Source organism: Litchfieldia alkalitelluris, from assembly GCF_002019645.1.
In the GTDB taxonomy this organism is placed as follows: domain Bacteria; phylum Bacillota; class Bacilli; order Bacillales; family Bacillaceae_L; genus Litchfieldia; species Litchfieldia alkalitelluris.
The window spans coordinates 321548-338729 of record NZ_KV917374.1 but is presented as its reverse complement, the minus strand read 5'-3'; the positions used below and the strand labels follow the sequence as shown (position 1 = coordinate 338729).

At 39.2% G+C, this 17182-nt stretch carries 14 protein-coding genes, 3 tRNA genes, 1 rRNA gene, 1 other RNA gene and 1 other annotated feature; of the genes, 15 read left to right on the top strand and 4 right to left on the bottom strand.

Annotated elements, in window-relative coordinates; all coding sequences use genetic code 11:
- Window positions 1-258: 258 nt before the first annotated feature.
- From BK579_RS01750 to BK579_RS01730, 5 genes are all read left to right on the top strand, one after another.
- Entirely contained in the window at window positions 259-1590 is a 1332-nt protein-coding gene (locus tag BK579_RS01750) for a serine hydrolase (RefSeq protein WP_078543241.1), read from the top strand.
- A 336-nt stretch (window positions 1591-1926) separates the two neighbouring features.
- The gene (pdxS, locus tag BK579_RS01745) at window positions 1927-2811 is read left to right on the top strand and encodes a pyridoxal 5'-phosphate synthase lyase subunit PdxS (RefSeq protein WP_078543240.1); all 885 of its coding nucleotides are present in this window, start codon (window positions 1927-1929) and stop codon (window positions 2809-2811) included.
- A gap of 138 nt (window positions 2812-2949) precedes the next feature.
- Window positions 2950-3537 carry a pyridoxal 5'-phosphate synthase glutaminase subunit PdxT gene (pdxT, locus tag BK579_RS01740; protein ID WP_078543239.1) on the top strand — a complete coding sequence of 196 codons (588 nt, stop codon included), beginning with the start codon at window positions 2950-2952 and terminating at the stop codon, window positions 3535-3537.
- A gap of 70 nt (window positions 3538-3607) precedes the next feature.
- Window positions 3608-3829, top strand: a binding site (T-box leader).
- 66 nt (window positions 3830-3895) lie between these two features.
- Window positions 3896-5173: a serine--tRNA ligase gene (gene serS / locus BK579_RS01735; protein WP_078543238.1), complete on the top strand. Its 1278-nt coding sequence runs from the start codon at window positions 3896-3898 to the stop codon at window positions 5171-5173.
- Window positions 5174-5348: 175 nt separating this feature from the next.
- Window positions 5349-5441 (top strand) — tRNA-Ser (locus BK579_RS01730).
- 959 nt (window positions 5442-6400) lie between these two features.
- Here the strand turns inward: BK579_RS01730 and BK579_RS01720 are convergent.
- The 4 genes from BK579_RS01720 to BK579_RS01705 all read right to left on the bottom strand — a co-directional run bounded on the left by BK579_RS01720 (window position 6401) and on the right by BK579_RS01705 (window position 10422).
- The gene (locus BK579_RS01720; RefSeq protein WP_078543236.1) at window positions 6401-7069 is read right to left on the bottom strand and encodes a deoxynucleoside kinase; all 669 of its coding nucleotides are present in this window, start codon (window positions 7067-7069) and stop codon (window positions 6401-6403) included.
- A gap of 3 nt (window positions 7070-7072) precedes the next feature.
- The gene (locus tag BK579_RS01715; protein WP_078543235.1) at window positions 7073-7708 is read right to left on the bottom strand and encodes a deoxynucleoside kinase; all 636 of its coding nucleotides are present in this window, start codon (window positions 7706-7708) and stop codon (window positions 7073-7075) included.
- A 314-nt stretch (window positions 7709-8022) separates the two neighbouring features.
- Window positions 8023-9309, bottom strand: coding sequence for a glycosyl hydrolase family 18 protein (locus tag BK579_RS01710; RefSeq protein WP_078543234.1), 1287 nt, complete (start codon window positions 9307-9309; stop codon window positions 8023-8025).
- Between the two features lie 576 nt (window positions 9310-9885).
- A complete protein-coding gene (locus tag BK579_RS01705; protein ID WP_078543233.1) occupies window positions 9886-10422 on the bottom strand; it encodes a cysteine hydrolase family protein in 537 nt (178 codons plus the stop codon).
- Window positions 10423-10548: 126 nt separating this feature from the next.
- Between BK579_RS01705 and tadA the strand changes: the two genes are divergently transcribed.
- From tadA to BK579_RS01655, 10 genes are all read left to right on the top strand, one after another.
- The gene (gene tadA / locus BK579_RS01700; RefSeq protein WP_078543232.1) at window positions 10549-11016 is read left to right on the top strand and encodes a tRNA adenosine(34) deaminase TadA; all 468 of its coding nucleotides are present in this window, start codon (window positions 10549-10551) and stop codon (window positions 11014-11016) included.
- Window positions 11017-11087: 71 nt separating this feature from the next.
- An RNA gene (ffs, locus tag BK579_RS01695) (signal recognition particle sRNA large type) lies at window positions 11088-11353 on the top strand.
- Between the two features lie 264 nt (window positions 11354-11617).
- A complete protein-coding gene (dnaX, locus tag BK579_RS01690; RefSeq protein WP_078543231.1) occupies window positions 11618-13315 on the top strand; it encodes a DNA polymerase III subunit gamma/tau in 1698 nt (565 codons plus the stop codon).
- 34 nt (window positions 13316-13349) lie between these two features.
- Entirely contained in the window at window positions 13350-13664 is a 315-nt protein-coding gene (locus BK579_RS01685; RefSeq protein WP_078550314.1) for a YbaB/EbfC family nucleoid-associated protein, read from the top strand.
- A 176-nt stretch (window positions 13665-13840) separates the two neighbouring features.
- A complete protein-coding gene (recR, locus tag BK579_RS01680) occupies window positions 13841-14437 on the top strand; it encodes a recombination mediator RecR (protein ID WP_078543230.1) in 597 nt (198 codons plus the stop codon).
- A 17-nt stretch (window positions 14438-14454) separates the two neighbouring features.
- A complete protein-coding gene (locus tag BK579_RS01675; protein ID WP_078543229.1) occupies window positions 14455-14676 on the top strand; it encodes a YaaL family protein in 222 nt (73 codons plus the stop codon).
- Between the two features lie 88 nt (window positions 14677-14764).
- Window positions 14765-15028 (top strand): pro-sigmaK processing inhibitor BofA family protein, encoded by a 264-nt coding sequence (locus BK579_RS01670; protein ID WP_078543228.1) that lies wholly within the window; start codon window positions 14765-14767, stop codon window positions 15026-15028.
- Between the two features lie 270 nt (window positions 15029-15298).
- Window positions 15299-16866, top strand: a 16S ribosomal RNA gene (locus BK579_RS01665).
- An 82-nt stretch (window positions 16867-16948) separates the two neighbouring features.
- Window positions 16949-17025: transfer RNA gene (locus BK579_RS01660), tRNA-Ile, on the top strand.
- A gap of 23 nt (window positions 17026-17048) precedes the next feature.
- Window positions 17049-17124 (top strand) — tRNA-Ala (locus BK579_RS01655).
- Window positions 17125-17182 lie beyond the last annotated feature (58 nt).

The window sequence follows — 17182 nt, the reverse complement described above, 5'->3', positions numbered from 1 at the left end:
ATTGGAAATAGACAGAGTTATACTCTGTCTATTTTTTTGCAGATAACTGTGATAAAATATTTTTTGTGTTTATCTAAGCTGGCTTTCGTAAATTGCGTTGTTATTGACAGTCATAGATATCACTTCAAATAGGTATGGTGGCATCTTTTTTTCAGAGGTTAATCTATTTTGAGGTAATATAAGTCTTTAATCTTATATTATCTAATGGAAATTAATCTTTCAAAAAAGAGCCTTAATCTAAGATGGAGGTCTTGAGTAGTGAAAAAAATTCTACAAAAAAGCTTAATTTTATGCTTTGTAACAACCTTATTTCTATCGTTATTTATAAATAGTTCTACTTCTGTTTATGCGGAAACAGATTCACTAGATATAAAAGCTGAGGGTGCTATTTTAATAGAGGCTTCAACAGGTAAAATATTATTTGAAAAGAACGCAGATAAGGTACTAGGAATTGCAAGTATGACAAAAATGATGACTGAGTACCTACTTTTAGAAGCTATTCATGATAAAAGTGTCACTTGGGATCAACAATATAATGTGAGTGATTATGTATACCGTATCTCTCAAAACCGTTCTCTTTCGAATGTCCCACTACGTGCTGATGGTACTTATAGTGTGCAAGAATTATATGAAGCAATGGCAATTTATTCAGCAAATGGTGCTACGATTGCTTTAACTGAAATTATCGCAGGGTCTGAATCGAATTTTGTTAAAATGATGAATGATAAAGCTGTTGAGCTTGGTTTAGAAGATTACAAGTTTGTGAATTCAACCGGACTGAATAATCGTGATTTAATTGGAATGCATCCTGAAGGAACGGGTGCAGAAGACGAAAATGAGATGACAGCAAGAGCAACTGCTAGATTGGCTTATCACCTTCTGAAGGACTTTCCTGAGATTTTAGATACAGCAAGTATTCCGAAAAAGAATTTTAGAGAAGGCACAGATGATGAGATTGAAATGTCAAACTGGAACTGGATGCTTCCTGGTTTAGTGTATCAGCATCAAGATGTTGATGGAATAAAAACAGGTTCTACGGATTATGCTGGCTTTGGTTTTACAGGGACAGCTGAACGTGAAGGAGTTCGATATATTACTGTCGCTCTAAAAACCGATAGCTATAAGGCTCGTTTTGATGAGACTAGAAAGATGTTGGACTATGCTCTAGGTAATTACTCCTTTGAGGAAATTTTCCCTAAAAATCACCAGATTGCAGATCAGGAAACAGTTTCAGTTGTAAAAGGCAAAGAGGACTCTGTTACCATTCACACTACTACACCAATCACAGTTTTAGTTAAACGTGGTGAAAATGCAGAGGAAGTATATTCTGGAACTTTATCCTTAGAAGAAGAGCAATTAACTGCTCCAGTTAAAGAAGGAACAAAGGTTGGTACCTTCCAGGTGGCACAAAATGGCGGGTTGAACTTAGGGTTCATTACAGCTGGTGGACATGAAGGACTACAATCAAATGTAGTCACTGAACAGGCTGTAGAAAAAGCTAATTGGTTTGTCTTAATGATGAGAGGAATCGGTGGGTTTTTCAGTGATATTTGGAATGGTGCAGCAAATGGAATAAAAGGTTTGTTTTAAATTATGGCTTCCTGCTTAAAATAAGCAGGAGGCTTTTTTGCATGAGGGCTGCTTTCGTGTACTATATTGCTTTTAAAGGTCTTTTAAAATCAATATGAATTAAGTAGAATGACATCTTTTCTGCCTAAATTATAACCATCACTTATAGGGAAAAAATATGACCTGCTGAAAAATAGAGTCCATATGTGTTTTTCTTATTTTTTAATAGGAATTTTGCAAGAACTAGGGTAAAATAGTGGACAGGCATTTATTTAGAAGAATCAAAATTTATTGTAGGCTTACATGTTTTTATGTAAAATAATACAAATGACTTGTACATATAGGGAGGAACAAGAAATGGTAAACACAGGTACTGAGCGAGTAAAACGTGGAATGGCTGAAATGCAAAAAGGCGGCGTTATTATGGACGTTGTTAATGCAGAGCAAGCAAAGATTGCAGAAGAAGCAGGTGCAGTTGCGGTAATGGCATTAGAGCGTGTACCAGCAGACATCCGTGCAGCTGGTGGAGTTTCTCGTATGGCAGATCCTCGAATTGTTGAAGAAGTAATGAACGCTGTGTCAATTCCTGTTATGGCGAAAGCGCGTATCGGACATATTGTTGAAGCACGTATATTAGAAGCGCTTGGAGTAGATTACATTGATGAGAGTGAAGTGTTAACTCCAGCGGATGAAGAGTATCACTTATTAAAGAGTGATTATACTGTACCATTCGTTTGTGGATGTCGTGATCTTGGTGAAGCAACTCGTCGTATTGCTGAAGGTGCTTCCATGCTTCGTACAAAGGGTGAGCCTGGAACAGGAAACATCGTTGAAGCAGTTCGTCACATGAGAAAAGTAAATGCACAAATTCGTAAGGTAGTAGGTATGAGCACAGATGAACTTATGACTGAAGCAAAAAACTTAGGAGCACCATTTGAGTTATTACTTCAAATTAAAAACGAAGGTCGTCTGCCAGTTGTTAACTTTGCTGCAGGTGGAGTAGCAACACCAGCTGATGCAGCATTAATGATGCAACTTGGAGCTGATGGCGTATTCGTTGGATCTGGTATCTTTAAATCAGACAACCCAGCTAAGTTTGCTCGTGCCATTGTTGAAGCAACAACTCATTACCAAGACTATAAGTTAATTGCTGAACTATCTAAGAACCTGGGTTCTGCAATGCAAGGAATTGAAATTTCATCATTATTACCAGAACAACGTATGCAAGAGCGCGGCTGGTAATATATAAGGCGGAAGAAGCCCGTTTACATCCGTAGGGCGGTTTGCAACTCACAAGAAGTGCTAGCACTTCGCAGGAGGTTGTGAAGCTACCATAGGATGTAGCTTCTGTTGCTAGTTTTATTAAAAGGAGACTTGAGCATGGTTAAAATAGGTGTGCTAGGACTTCAAGGTGCAGTAAGAGAACATGTAAGATCAATCGAAGCGTGTGATGCAGAGGCGGTTGTTGTTAAAAAGGTGGACCAGCTAGAGGATCTAGATGGCTTAATTATCCCTGGTGGCGAGAGCACGACAATGAGAAGGCTTATTGATAAGTATGACTTCATGGAGCCATTACAACAATTTGCTGAAACTGGAAAACCAATGTTCGGGACATGTGCTGGACTAATACTCCTTGCCAAAAATATCGTTGGTTATGATCAACCACATTTAGGTTTAATGGATATTACGGTTGAACGAAATTCTTTTGGTCGCCAAGTAGATAGTTTTGAAGCGGAATTAATGATTCCGAATGTAGCGGATGATTTTGTCGGAGTGTTTATACGTGCTCCACATATCGTTGAAGCAGGAGAGAATGTTGAGGTTTTAGCAAAGCATAATGATCGTATTGTAGCTGCTAGAGATGGTCAGTTTCTAGGTTGTTCTTTTCATCCAGAATTAACCGATGACCACCGTATAACTGACTATTTTGTTAAAATGGCTGAGGAAGCAAAAAAGAATCTCGTATAACCCTATTGCAACTTGGAGAAACTTGTAGTAAATTATGAATTACTAAAATTGATTTTTAACAAAGATAAATAAGAACGCGATGATAGGAACTAGTAACATATAGTCTTTCTTAAGAGAGTCGATGGTTGGTGGGAATCGATGTAAGATATATGTGAATCCATCCTAGAGTAAAAAACGGAACAACAATTTGTTAAGTAAGTTTTTTCGGCTAAAAAGACCGTTATTCTTTTGAGTGGAAGATATCATCATATCTTCAACTAGGGTGGCAACGCGGGTAACTCTCGTCCCTTTTTTAGGGGACGGGAGTTTTTTGTTTTTCTTGAGGTTAATAATCTAAATTATGATTGGAGGATAAAAAATGCTAGATGTAAAACATTTACGTGCTAATTTTGAAGAAGTAAAAACAAAACTTCAACATCGTGGTGAAGATTTAACAGACCTAGGAAGATTTGAGGAACTTGATGTACGTCGAAGAGAGCTTATTACTCAAACAGAAGTATTAAAAAGTAGACGTAATGAAGTTTCAGCTGAGATTGCAGTCCTTAAACGAGAAAAGAAGGATGCTGACCATCTTATTACTGAAATGAGAGAAGTGGGAGATCAAGTAAAAGTACTTGATACAGAGTTAAAAGAAGTGGAAGAAACATTAGAAACATTAATGCTTTCTATACCGAATATTCCGCATGAAAGTGTTCCAATCGGTGAATCAGAAGATGATAATGTTGAAGTTCGCAAGTGGGGTGAGATTAAGAATTTTGGATTTCAACCAAAGCCTCACTGGGATATTGCAGATGAATTGAAAATTCTTGATTTTGAACGAGCAAGTAAAGTAACTGGTAGTCGCTTTGTTTTTTATAAAGGCTTAGGTGCACGACTAGAAAGAGCACTAATTAACTTTATGCTTGATCTCCATGTAGATGAACATGGCTATCAAGAAGTTCTTCCACCATATATGGTTAATCGCGCTAGTATGACAGGTACAGGACAATTGCCAAAGTTTGAGGAAGATGCTTTTCGTATCGAGAGTGAAGATTATTTCTTAATCCCGACTGCGGAGGTTCCTGTGACAAATCTTCACCGTGATGAAATCATTGGTGGAGAAGAGTTACCGATTAATTATGCCGCGTTTAGTGCTTGTTTCCGTTCTGAGGCTGGATCAGCGGGTCGTGATACACGTGGGTTGATTCGTCAGCACCAATTCAATAAAGTAGAATTAGTAAAGTTTGTTAAGCCAGAAGATTCTTATGATGAGTTAGAAAAATTAACAGCTAATGCTGAGAAGGTACTTCAGTTACTAAATCTCCCATACCGAGTACTTAGTATGTGTAGCGCTGATCTAGGATTTACTGCAGCTAAGAAATATGATATTGAAGTTTGGATCCCTAGTTACGAGACCTACCGTGAAATTTCTTCTTGTAGCAACTTTGAAGCATTCCAAGCAAGAAGAGCCAATATTCGTTTCCGTCGTGATCCAAAAGCGAAACCAGAGCATGTTCATACATTGAACGGATCTGGATTAGCACTAGGGCGTACAGTGGCAGCTATTTTGGAAAACTACCAACAAGAAGATGGATCTGTCGTTATTCCAGAAGTGTTACGTCCATATATGGGGAATAAAGAAGTTATCGGTAAATAAAAGTAGGAAAGAGAGTGAATGCCAATGTTCACTCTCTTTTATATGAAGTCACAATGTGGATCTAAAAATAGTAAAATTAGCATCAATCTTTTTAGTAAAATGTTTATCAAAAATTAAATTAATAGAAGTGTTGACATGCTATATAATTGTATGATATATTAATTTTTGTCGAAACGGAGGAATACCCAAGTCCGGCTGAAGGGATCGGTCTTGAAAACCGACAGGGGTGTTAAAACCCGCGGGGGTTCGAATCCCTCTTCCTCCGCCATAAAATTTTCTAATAAAGCGCATAAAATATTGGAGATACTAGACCACTACATTTGTAGTGGTCTTTTTACTATTATAGAGACAAGTGATTATGAAAAGTTATTTTACTCAGTGAATGGACTCCGCTAAAAATATTATTAGTATGGATGTCTACCCTGAAGCTAGACACTAAGCTAAGTATAATTTTTCATACTCCATGGTGCTAATTTTAATTAGCATAGATGTCTACCCTGAAAATAACTTAGGTTGGAGAGTTCCATGAGCTGCGATCCACTTGCTTTCCGCGGGGTGGTCCGTGAGCCTCCTCGTCGCCAGGGGCGGGGCTCCTGTGGGGTCTCACGAGATCACTCGATCCCGCAGGAGTCAAGTGGCTCTCCGCTCATTCCACACTGAGGAGGAAACATTTTCATTCACCATGGTGCGAAATACTTATTTAGCATGGATGTCTACCCTGAAAATAACTTAGGTTGGAGAGTTCCATGAGCTGCGATCCACTTGCTTTCCGCGGGGTGGTCCGTGAGCCTCCTCGTCGCCAGGGGCCGGGCTCCTGTGGGGTCTCACGAGACCACTCGATCCCGCAGGAGTCAAGTGGCTCTCCGCTCATTCCACACTGAGGAGGAAACATTTTCATTCACCATGGTGCGAAATACTTATTTAGCATGGATGTCTAACCTGAAAATAAATTTGGTTGTGGAGTTCCATGAGCTGCGATCCACTTGCTTTCCGCGGGGTGGTCCGTGAGCCTCCTCGTCGCCAGGGGCTGGCTCCTGCGGGGTCTCACGAGACCACTGGATCCCGCAGGAGTCAAGTGGCTCTCCGCTCATTCCACACTTTGGAGGAAACATTTTTTCATACCCCATGGGCCTAAGTTATTTTTCAGGGTGAAATATTGGCACCTTGTAGAATGAGATAAAAAAAGAGCTTGGACCAGTCCAAACTCTCTTTTCTCGTTATATATAATTAGCTTTTCAATAATTGCGTTTGCCTAAGAAAGTGAGAAATTTTTTCAACAATTGGCTCAATCGATCTCTCATTATCAACGATATCATATTCATTAATATTTAATCGTAGAACTGGACATGCGTGAAAGCTATTAATCCATTTTTCATATCTTCCGTGCATTTCCTCCCAATATTCAACAGGTGTCTGCTGCTCCATTGGACGTCCTCGTTCCTTAATTCGGGCTAAAATGTCATCGATACTTCCTTCTAAGTAAATTAATAGATTCGGATGAGGAAAATACGGTGTCATCACCATTGCCTCAAATAGATTTGTATATGTTTCGTAATCTACAGGAGTCATGGTTCCTTTATCATAATGCATTTTTGCGAAAATTCCGGTATCCTCATAAATAGAACGATCTTGTACAAATCCACCACCATATTCAAATATCTTCTTTTGTTCTTTAAAACGCTCAGCTAGGAAGTATATTTGCAAGTGGAAACTCCAGCGTTCAAAGTCATTGTAAAAGCGATCTAAATATGGATTGGTATCTACTTTTTCAAAGGAGGTTCGAAAACCTAAGGCATTAGCTAGTGCATTCGTCATCGTAGATTTCCCGACACCTACTGTTCCTGCAATGGTAATAACAGCGTTGCTTGGAATATCATATTTTTGGCGCAAATTCATGTCTTAAACTCCTTTTATATGCATGTTTTCATCTATTTTTGATAATATATACTTCAAATCCTGGTTGCTTTGTACAAAATCAAGTTCATCACCATTAAATCGAATGACTGGAATCGATGGGTATGTGCGTTCAAATCGTTCCATTGTTGTTTCATAATCTGCTGAAAGCTGAAGCAAATAACTAGGACTAATTGACTTCTCAATTTCTCTACCACGTAAATCAATACGGTTCAGTAATGTTTCTAGACTAGCATTGAGGTATATAATGAGGTTTGGTAAAGGCATATCCGCAGTCAAGATGTCATAGATTTGCAAATACTTTTGGTATTGAAATGGCTTCAACGTGCGCTCTGCAAATATTAGGTTTTTTAATATATGATAATCGGCAACAACTGGCTTGTTTTGCTGGATGAATTTTTCATTTATATCCTCAAGTTGTTTATATCGATTACAAAGAAAAAACATTTCTGTTTGAAAGCTATATTCTTCTATATTTTGATAAAATTTACCGAGAAAAGGATTTTCTTCGACAATTTCTTTCAATAGAGCATATTGGAAATGCTCTGAAATGGCTCTTGCCAGTGAAGTTTTACCAACACCAATTGGGCCTTCAACGGTAATAAAAGGTGTAATACTCATATGTGCTCCCCCTTTTCACACACCTCTTCTTTTATAAGACAGATAAAAACTATTTTATCACATAAGGTCGAAAAAGAGAGAAATAAAGTCGAAAAATAGAAGGGAGATTTCGGTAAAATAAAATTACTCAGGTTCCCTGGCTTTTTGTACTTAGCTAATCATAAACATTTTATTTATATTATGTAGTTTTTGCTAAAATGATCTAGTAGACAGATTACGTCATCTTAGAAATAATTTACTCTTAGCCTTATCCAATGGACATCAATTCAATCGAAAAAGCTACCGATTTTAATCGATAGCTTTGGCTTTACTCCTTATTGCTTAACTACATTAAAGTTTTCGGTAATTAGTAACCAGTTTTGTGGAAATGGAAGACCTAATTTCCAATAGCTTATTCCTCTAAGATTAAGTTCCTTGATGAGGTCGAATTTTGCTTGTATGCTTCTAGCATCCTCAAACCAGACTGTATGGTCTTTTCCTTCATCATCTCGGTAATCAAAATGGGGTGCTTGTGCTTTGTAGTCATATTCTATTGGAACGTTGTTTTCAGCTGCAATTTCAATAGCTCTCTGTGGGCTGACTGCTTTTGCATATTCGCCACCTTCAACAAAGGGCAATGTCCAATCATACCCATATAGATTTTGACCCATCATAATTTTTGTACTAGGCATTTCGGAAATGGCATACTCTAGCACTTCTCGAACAGGTCCAATAGGTGATACCGCCATTGCAGGCCCACCACTGTATCCCCACTCATATGTCATGATGACAACAAAGTCTGCAATTTCACCATGTGCACGATAATCATGTGCTTCATACCAGCGCCCTTTTTGTTCAGCACTTGTTTTTGGAGCAAGAGCCGTAGACATCAACCAGCCTTCGGCAGAAAATCTTTGTTTTGCTTTACGAAGAAATGTATTATAAGCCTCACGATCTTCGGGGCGAAGATATTCCATATCAAAATGAATATCTCTAAATCCATACTTTCTTGCCGTTTCAACAATCGTGTCCAATAAACGGTTTTGGACAGTTTGATCTGTAAGTACTATTCGGCCCAGTTCATCACTAAACTGTCCTTCTTCTAAATTAGTCACAACCATCATTAATGTCACATCATTATTTCTTGCGATTTCTGGAAAATTATTTAGTAGGGGTTCTTTTAGAGTCCCATCCCGATTGATTTGGAAACTAAAAGGAGCAAGGTAGGTTAAATATGGCGCTGTTTCACGAGTACTGTTTTCAATTGCAGGAGTTACTGTATTTCCAAGTGGTTCTACATATGCATTAATTTCTTTATTAGGTTTATCAAGTTCTGGAATATAAAGTTTTAATCCTGGATTGATAGGTTGAGTAGTAGATAGCTGATTGATGGTTGCTAACCGCTCAGGAGCTATTCCAAACCTTCTTCCTATAGACCATAGACTATCACCCGGCTGTACCCAATAAAACCTTCCGATAATCGGTATTACAATTGCTTGACCAATAACAAGATTATCAGGATTTGGAATATCATTCGCTTCAACAATATCTGTGAAGGTTGTGTTATAAGCTTGTGCTATTCCATACAAAGTTTGGCCTGGTTGAATCACATGAATTTGCATGGTGTTATCCTCTCACTTTCACTTACCGAAATTTTCACTTTACCATTGTATGTAGGTAGTGAGAAATGATGATTAGTTTTTTTCGGTAGGCTCTTTTCCGTGAGAAGGTTAATTATTAACTAATTTTCAATTTAAATAGGGAGTTTAATGTAATATTAGGTTGGATTTCCAGAGGAAAAGAGCCACACTACTTGGTTCATAGTGTTTTTTAGGACCCACCAAGCGGTTAGTTTACACAGATAGCCCTCGGTAGGCTCTTTTCCGTGAGAAGGTTAATTATTAACTAATTTTCAATTTAAATAGGGAGTTTAATGTAATATTAGGTTGGATTTCCAGAGGAAAAGAGCCACACTACTTGGTTCATAGTGTTTTTTAGGACCCACCAAGCGGTTAGTTTACACAGATAGCCCTCGGTTAGGCTCTTTTCCGTGAGAAGGTTAATTATTAACTAATTTTCAATTTAAATAGGGAGTTTAATGTAATATTAGGTTGGATTTCCAGTGGGAAAGAGCCACACTAATGCGTCATAATGCTTCTAAAGACCCTCGTAAGCAACTAAGTTTAGGGAAATAGCCCTTAAGTCAAAATCGATTTAGAGTGATTAGTATTTGCCTTTAAAACCTCCTTCATCATATATAAGGAATAAATATGGTCCTGTTCACTTGCTGAGCCAATACAATCACTTGGTATGATTAATTCATATTCTCTCATATAAGCATCATTAGCTGTAAATAAGACACATATATTGCCGGCTATTCCAGTTATCGTTAGGGTTTCTACTTTTAATTGATGTAAAAGATCGTCTAAAGAGGTACCATAAAAAGCAGAGTGCTTTGGTTTTAGAAGGAAGTAATCATCATCTTCAGGTAATAATAGTTCGATAATGGGTTTGCTTAAAGCATTTGTGCATATTGTAGAAATCTTCTTAAAATCTGCTTGTTTTACTTGATAATGGTCATTAATATAAATAATTGGCTTTTTATATTTTTTAAATCGTTTTTTTAAACTAAGAATTGATGGAGCTAGTTTGTTCGCTTTTTCTGCAAGTAGTGATCCATCCTTAAAATTAAAATCATTAATCATATCAATTATTAGTAAGGCTTCATTTTGCATTTTGGTACGATGCTCCCCCCTCTGATCCGCCTGAGCGGTAATTAGTCTGTGGAGTAAGAATATATTTTATCCAAAATATACAAGCCTTGTATGTTAGTGATGGTGTTAAATTAAAGGAGAAATTGTATGAAACAAGACGAGTATTTTATGAAAAAAGCGATAGAGCAGGCTAGGTTAGCTGAAAAAATAGAGGAAGTTCCCATTGGTGCTGTGATTGTCATGAATGACAAGGTCGTAGCTTCTGCACATAATCTACGAGAAACTGAACAACGGTCAATTGCCCATGCAGAGCTCTTAGTAATTGATCATGCATGTAAAGAAACAGGCTCATGGAGATTAGAAGATGCTACACTTTATGTGACTCTGGAGCCTTGTCCAATGTGTGCAGGTGCTATTATGCTATCAAGGATTAAGCGGGTGGTCTATGGGGCGAGTGACCCAAAGGGCGGATGCGCTGGTACACTTATGAATTTATTGCAGGAGAGCAGATTTAATCATCAATCAGAGGTAGTTTCAGGTGTACTTGAAGATGAATGTAGTGAACTATTAAGTACCTTCTTTCGCAATTTACGACAGCGTAAAAAAAACAAATGAACACGATTACCAAATGTTGACGTTTTGCTAGCCGTTGCTTTTTTCACCAAAACATTATATACTTGTTTATGTCGTGCTAAGCGGGGAGGTAGCGGTGCCCTGTACTCGCAATCCGCTCTAGCGAGGCTGAATCCCTTTCACGAGGGTAGTCTACTGTAGGGTCAGCCTCAAGTAAGTGGTGTTGACGTCTGGGTCCTACGCAATGGGAACCCATGAATCCTGTCAGGTCCGGAAGGAAGCAGCAGTAAGTGGATCATCTCATGTGCCGTAGGGTTGCCTGGACCGAGCTAACTGCTTGAGTAACGCTTATGGTAGCTATTCGACGGAAGGTGCACGGCAGCTAACATAATGATTAAAAACTCACTCCTTCGAGTGGGTTTTTTGCTTTTATTGGCTTTTTTGTTAAAAAGTTGTTTGCATTTTATCGTTGAGGATAGCTCTAAGGAAGAAAGATGTTCTAGGCTTAAATGATAATGTTGTTATAGCCTGTAAATTTTTAAGAATTGCTTTTATAAATGAATATATACAAGCTTTTTGAAAAAAACAGTGTACATACTGTATAATAATAACGATACAATGTTACAAGAGGGAGGGCATTCACATGGCATATCAAGCATTATATCGCGTATTTAGACCACAATCTTTTCATGACGTGGTAGGTCAGGAGCATATTACAAAAACATTGCAAAACGCCCTGCTTCAGGAAAAGTTCTCGCATGCTTATTTATTTTCTGGTCCAAGAGGAACTGGAAAAACAAGTGCGGCAAAGATATTAGCGAAAGCGGTGAATTGTGAAAATGCACCAGTTGCTGAGCCATGTAACGAATGTCAATCTTGTATAGGGATTACAAATGGATCGATATCCGATGTGTTGGAAATAGATGCAGCTTCAAACAATGGTGTTGATGAAATCCGTGATATTCGTGATAAGGTTAAATTTGCTCCAAGTGCTGTAAGGTATAAAGTGTACATTGTTGATGAAGTCCATATGCTCTCAATCGGTGCATTTAATGCATTGCTGAAAACTTTAGAAGAGCCACCCAAACATGTCATCTTCTTATTGGCAACAACTGAACCACATAAGATACCTTTAACGATCATATCAAGATGTCAAAGGTTTGATTTTCGACGGATTACTTCTCAAGCGATTGTAGGTCGGATGAAGACTGTAATTGATGATCAAGAGGTAAAGGTTTCTGAAGAGGCACTTCAAATAGTAGCAAGAGCAGCTGATGGAGGCATGCGTGACGCATTGAGTCTTTTAGACCAAGTCATCTCCTTTAGTGAAGAAGAAGTTAATATTGAAGATGTACTAACCATCACAGGTTCTGTATCTCATGGATTCTTAACGAAGTTGATTCAATCCATTCATGATAAAGATATTCATACTGCATTAAAAACGCTGGATGAGATGATTGAGCATGGAAAAGATCCGATGCGATTTTTAGAAGACCTGATTTTCTATTATCGGGACATGTTATTGTATCAAACAGCACCACAGCTAGAAGAAGTTTTACAAAGACAAGCGGTAGATCATGAGTTTACCGAGCTTGCCACAACAATCAGTAGGGACAGTATTTATGAAATTATAGATATCCTTAACAAAGCTCAACAAGAAATGAAATGGACTAATCATCCAAGGATTTTTTTGGAGATGGCACTTGTTAAATTATCTCAGTTGGGGAAAACTGAAACGAAGATTGATGGTAGCGAAGTTAGCAAGCTTACTGAAAAAATTGGTCAACTTGAAAATGAGTTAAGAGAAATAAAGACTAAGGGAGTTATGGTCTCCCAAGATAGTAGTCAAGCACCTGCGGATAAGAAACCACAAAAGGTTGTTCGTAATGGATATAAAACTCCAGTAGGGAGAATTAATGAGATTTTAAAACAAGCAACTCGCAACCACCTAGAAGTAATTAAATCTCATTGGGGCGAAATGCTTGATACACTTCGTCAGCAAAATAAGGTATCACATGCAGCACTTCTGATTGAAAGTGAGCCCGTAGCTGCAGGTGAAAATTCATTTGTCTTAAAATTTAAATATGAAATCCATTGTAAAATGGTCGCTGAAAACAATAACAACGTCCGTGACAATCTTGAGAATATTTTATATGATATTACAGGAAAAAGATTCGATATGATTGGTGTCCCAGAGGACGAATGGGGTAAAATTAGAGAAGGTTTCTTACGTGAGCAACGACATACAGATCAAGATGAGTCTAATCAAAATGAAGAGGACCCATTAATTGCAGAAGCAATGAAACTTGTAGGTTCGGAGCTCATTGAAATAAAAGAATAAATAATACTTAATATAATGGAGGTTTTTTATTATGATGCGTGGCGGCGGAAATATGCAAAAGATGATGAAACAAATGCAGAAAATGCAAAAGGACATGGCGAAGGCACAAGAAGAATTAGCTGAAAAAACATTCGAAGGAACAGCTGGTGGCGGAATGGTGATCGTGGTTGCTAACGGTCAAAAAGAAATCATCGACGTGAAAATTAAAGAAGAAGTTGTGGATCCTGATGATATCGACATGCTTCAAGATTTAGTGCTAGCTGCAACAAATGATGCATTAAGGAAAGTTGAAGAAGTAACTAATGAAACAATGGGTCAATTTACTAAGGGTATGAATTTACCTTTCTAATAAAATGATTCTGGTGTAACTTTTACAGCGATAATAACGATATAAATTGAATTAAGTTTTGCTGTCTAGCGCCAGCGCCTAGCTCATTAAGAGCTTCAGAACTTACTGGACAGGGTATATCAGCTCTTTTCAGGGCTGACCAAGGCGCTTGCGCTTTTCTTATTAGGAGGAAGTAAATGCATTATCCCGAACCGATATCGAAGCTAATAGATAGCTTTATGAAATTGCCGGGGATTGGTCCTAAGACGGCCGTTCGCCTGGCTTTCTTTGTATTAAGTATGAAAGAAGATATTGTACTAGACTTTGCTAAAGCATTAGTTAATGCAAAAAGAAATTTAACATATTGTTCAAATTGTGGTCATATTACTGATCAAGATCCTTGTTATATTTGTGAAGATGATCGCAGAGATAAAACGATTATTTGTGTAATACAAGATCCTAAAGATGTTATTGCAATGGAAAAAATGAAGGAATACAATGGCCTTTATCACGTTTTACATGGAGCCATTTCTCCAATGGACGGTATTGGTCCAGAGGATATTAAAATTCCAGAGCTACTCAAAAGACTTTCTGATGACACAGTACAAGAGATTATCTTAGCGACAAACCCCAATATTGAGGGAGAAGCAACTGCAATGTATATTTCTCGACTTCTAAAACCCACAGGGATAAAAATGACACGTATAGCGCATGGGTTGCCAGTTGGTGGAGACTTAGAATATGCTGATGAAGTTACATTATCAAAAGCAATGCAAGGAAGACGAGAGCTATAGCGAAGGGGGATTTTCTAATGTTCTTTCGTAAAAAAGGAAAACTTCGTAAAGATTTCGATGAAAAGCTATTACAGCAACTCGAGCATTTAAAAGAAGATTGGATGAAACAAAAGCTGCTTATTGAAAAGAGTATAGATCCGTCTGAAGAGATTCTAAATGACCTGAGATTAGCAGAGTCAAAATATTTCTTCTTACTAAGAGAAGCAAAGCAAAGAAAGTTATTCATCGGAAGGTCATAAATTTATTGAAAAACAGAACTCATGGTTCTGTTTTTTTTAATGTCTCATAGATATAGTAGTACAAGTTATCTATGAGGAGCGTGAAAATATGGAACCAATTATCGTGATGTCGATAATAGGAGGCCTTGTTTTACTTTTATTAATAGTAGGTGCACCTATAAAGCCTATTCGATTTGTAGGACAAGGTGTCGTTAAAATTCTAATAGGTGCATTATTATTATTCTTTTTAAATGCATTTGGCTCAACATTAGGTATCCATGTTCCAATTAATTTAGTAACATCTACAGTATCGGGATTTTTAGGGATTCCTGGTTTAGTAGCTCTTGTAGTTATTGAAAGGTTTATTTTATAACCAAACAAGTGTCTAACATTTGTTTGGTTTTTTATTTAATATTTGTTTGACTTTCAAATCTAAATATGATAAATTATACTTCGGTCGTTAAGACCTATTGCCTTTGAAAAACATTTTAAAAAAATGTTGACCTCGCTTTTTGAGTGTGGTATATTAATAAAGTCGCCTTAACGAGACGGCGAATTCGAAGCTCTTTGAAAACTGAACACAATAAACAAGCGTCAACGTTTAATCTAGTTTTAAATTTTTATTTGAGCAATCAAATATCTCTTATTGGAGAGTTTGATCCTGGCTCAGGATGAACGCTGGCGGCGGGCCTAATACATGCAAGTCGAGCGGATTAAAGGAAGCTTGCTGCCTTTAATGAGCGGCGGACGGGTGAGTAACACGTGAGCAACCTGCCTGTAAGACTGGGATAACTTCGGGAAACCGGAGCTAATACCGGATAATATAAAGACCCGCATGGTTCTCTATTAAAAGATGGTTTCGGCTATCACTTACAGATGGGCCCGCGGCGCATTAGCTAGTTGGTGAGGTAACGGCTCACCAAGGCAACGATGCGGAGCCGACCTGAGAGGGCGATCGGCCACACTGGGACTGAGACACGGCCCAGACTCCTACGGGAGGCAGCAGTAGGGAATCTTCCGCAATGGACGAAAGTCTGACGGAGCAACGCCGCGTGAACGATGAAGGCCTTCGGGTCGTAAAGTTCTGTTGTTAAGGAAGAACAAGTACGAGAGTAACTGCTCGTACCTTGACGGTACTTAACCAGAAAGCCACGGCTAACTACGTGCCAGCAGCCGCGGTAATACGTAGGTGGCAAGCGTTATCCGGAATTATTGGGCGTAAAGCGCTCGCAGGCGGTCTTTTAAGTCTGATGTGAAAGCCCCCGGCTCAACCGGGGAGGGTCATTGGAAACTGGGAGACTTGAGTGCAGAAGAGGAGAGGGGAATTCCACGTGTAGCGGGGAAATGCGTAGAGATGTGGAGGACCACCAGTGGCGAAGGCGACTCTCTGGGCGGTAACTGACGCTGAGGAGCGAAGCGTGGGGAGCGAACAGGATGAGATACCCTGGTAGTCCACCCCCTAAACGATGAGTGCTAAGTGTTAGGGGGTTTCCGCCCCTTAGTGGTGCAGCAAACGCAGTAAGCACTCCGCCTGGGGAGTACGGTCGCGAGACTGAAACTCAAAGGAATTGACGGGGGCCCGCACAAGCGGTGGAGCATGTGGTTTAATTCGAAGCAACGCGAAGAACCTTACCAGGTCTTGACATCCCTATGACCGCTCTAGAGATAGAGTTTTCCCTTCGGGGACAAAGGTGACAGGTGGTGCATGGTTGTCGTCAGCTCGTGTCGTGAGATGTTGGGTTAAGTCCCGCAACGAGCGCAACCCTTGATCTTAGTTGCCAGCATTCAGTTGGGCACTCTAAGGTGACTGCCGGTGACAAACCGGAGGAAGGTGGGGATGACGTCAAATCATCATGCCCCTCATGACCTGGGCTAGACACGTGCTACAATGGATGGTACAAAGGGCAGCAAAACCGCGAGGTTAAGCGAATCCCATAAAACCAATCTCAGTTCGGATTGCAGGCTGCAACTCGCCTGCATGACGCCGGAATCGCTAGTAATCGCGGATCAGCATGCCGCGGTGAATACGTGCCCGGGCCTTGTACACACCGCCCGTCCCACCACGAGAGTTTGTAACACCCGAAGTCGGTGGGGTAACCTAAGATGAAACTTGTTTCAGCTAGGAGCCAGCCGCCTAAGGTGGGACAGATGAGTGGGGTGAAGTCGTAACAAGGTAGCCGTATCGGAAGGTGCGGCTGGATCACCTCCTTTCTAAGGAAACTGAATCTCTTATGAGATTCATAAAAAGACGCTTGATTTATTGTGGTCAGTTTTGAGAGAGCTTATCAGATATGGGCCTATAGCTCAGCTGGTTAGAGCGCACGCCTGATAAACGTGAGGTCGATGGTTCGAGTCCATTTAGGCCCACCATATCTATCTAATTAAATAACGTGGGGGCCTTAGCTCAGCTGGGAGAGCGCCTGCCTTGCACGCAGGAGGTCAGCGGTTCGATCTCGCTAGGCTCCACCAACTTTGAGATTCGAAATTGTAATCTCTTATTTAAATCGTTCCTTGAAAACTAGATAAC

Excerpts from the sequence above, each read along its gene's own strand:
- dnaX (WP_078543231.1), top strand. The coding sequence starts at position 11,618 with ATGGCATATCAAGCATTATATCGCGTATTTAGACCACAATCTTTTCAT.
- BK579_RS01685 (WP_078550314.1), top strand. The coding sequence starts at position 13,350 with ATGCGTGGCGGCGGAAATATGCAAAAGATGATGAAACAAATGCAGAAA.
- BK579_RS01670 (WP_078543228.1), top strand. The coding sequence starts at position 14,765 with ATGGAACCAATTATCGTGATGTCGATAATAGGAGGCCTTGTTTTACTT.
- recR (WP_078543230.1), top strand. The coding sequence starts at position 13,841 with ATGCATTATCCCGAACCGATATCGAAGCTAATAGATAGCTTTATGAAA.
- serS (WP_078543238.1), top strand. The coding sequence starts at position 3,896 with ATGCTAGATGTAAAACATTTACGTGCTAATTTTGAAGAAGTAAAAACA.
- pdxS (WP_078543240.1), top strand. The coding sequence starts at position 1,927 with ATGGTAAACACAGGTACTGAGCGAGTAAAACGTGGAATGGCTGAAATG.
- BK579_RS01715 (WP_078543235.1), bottom strand. The coding sequence starts at position 7,708 with ATGAGTATTACACCTTTTATTACCGTTGAAGGCCCAATTGGTGTTGGT.
- BK579_RS01720 (WP_078543236.1), bottom strand. The coding sequence starts at position 7,069 with ATGAATTTGCGCCAAAAATATGATATTCCAAGCAACGCTGTTATTACC.
- BK579_RS01675 (WP_078543229.1), top strand. The coding sequence starts at position 14,455 with ATGTTCTTTCGTAAAAAAGGAAAACTTCGTAAAGATTTCGATGAAAAG.
- BK579_RS01710 (WP_078543234.1), bottom strand. The coding sequence starts at position 9,309 with ATGCAAATTCATGTGATTCAACCAGGCCAAACTTTGTATGGAATAGCA.
- pdxT (WP_078543239.1), top strand. The coding sequence starts at position 2,950 with ATGGTTAAAATAGGTGTGCTAGGACTTCAAGGTGCAGTAAGAGAACAT.
- BK579_RS01705 (WP_078543233.1), bottom strand. The coding sequence starts at position 10,422 with ATGCAAAATGAAGCCTTACTAATAATTGATATGATTAATGATTTTAAT.
- tadA (WP_078543232.1), top strand. The coding sequence starts at position 10,549 with ATGAAACAAGACGAGTATTTTATGAAAAAAGCGATAGAGCAGGCTAGG.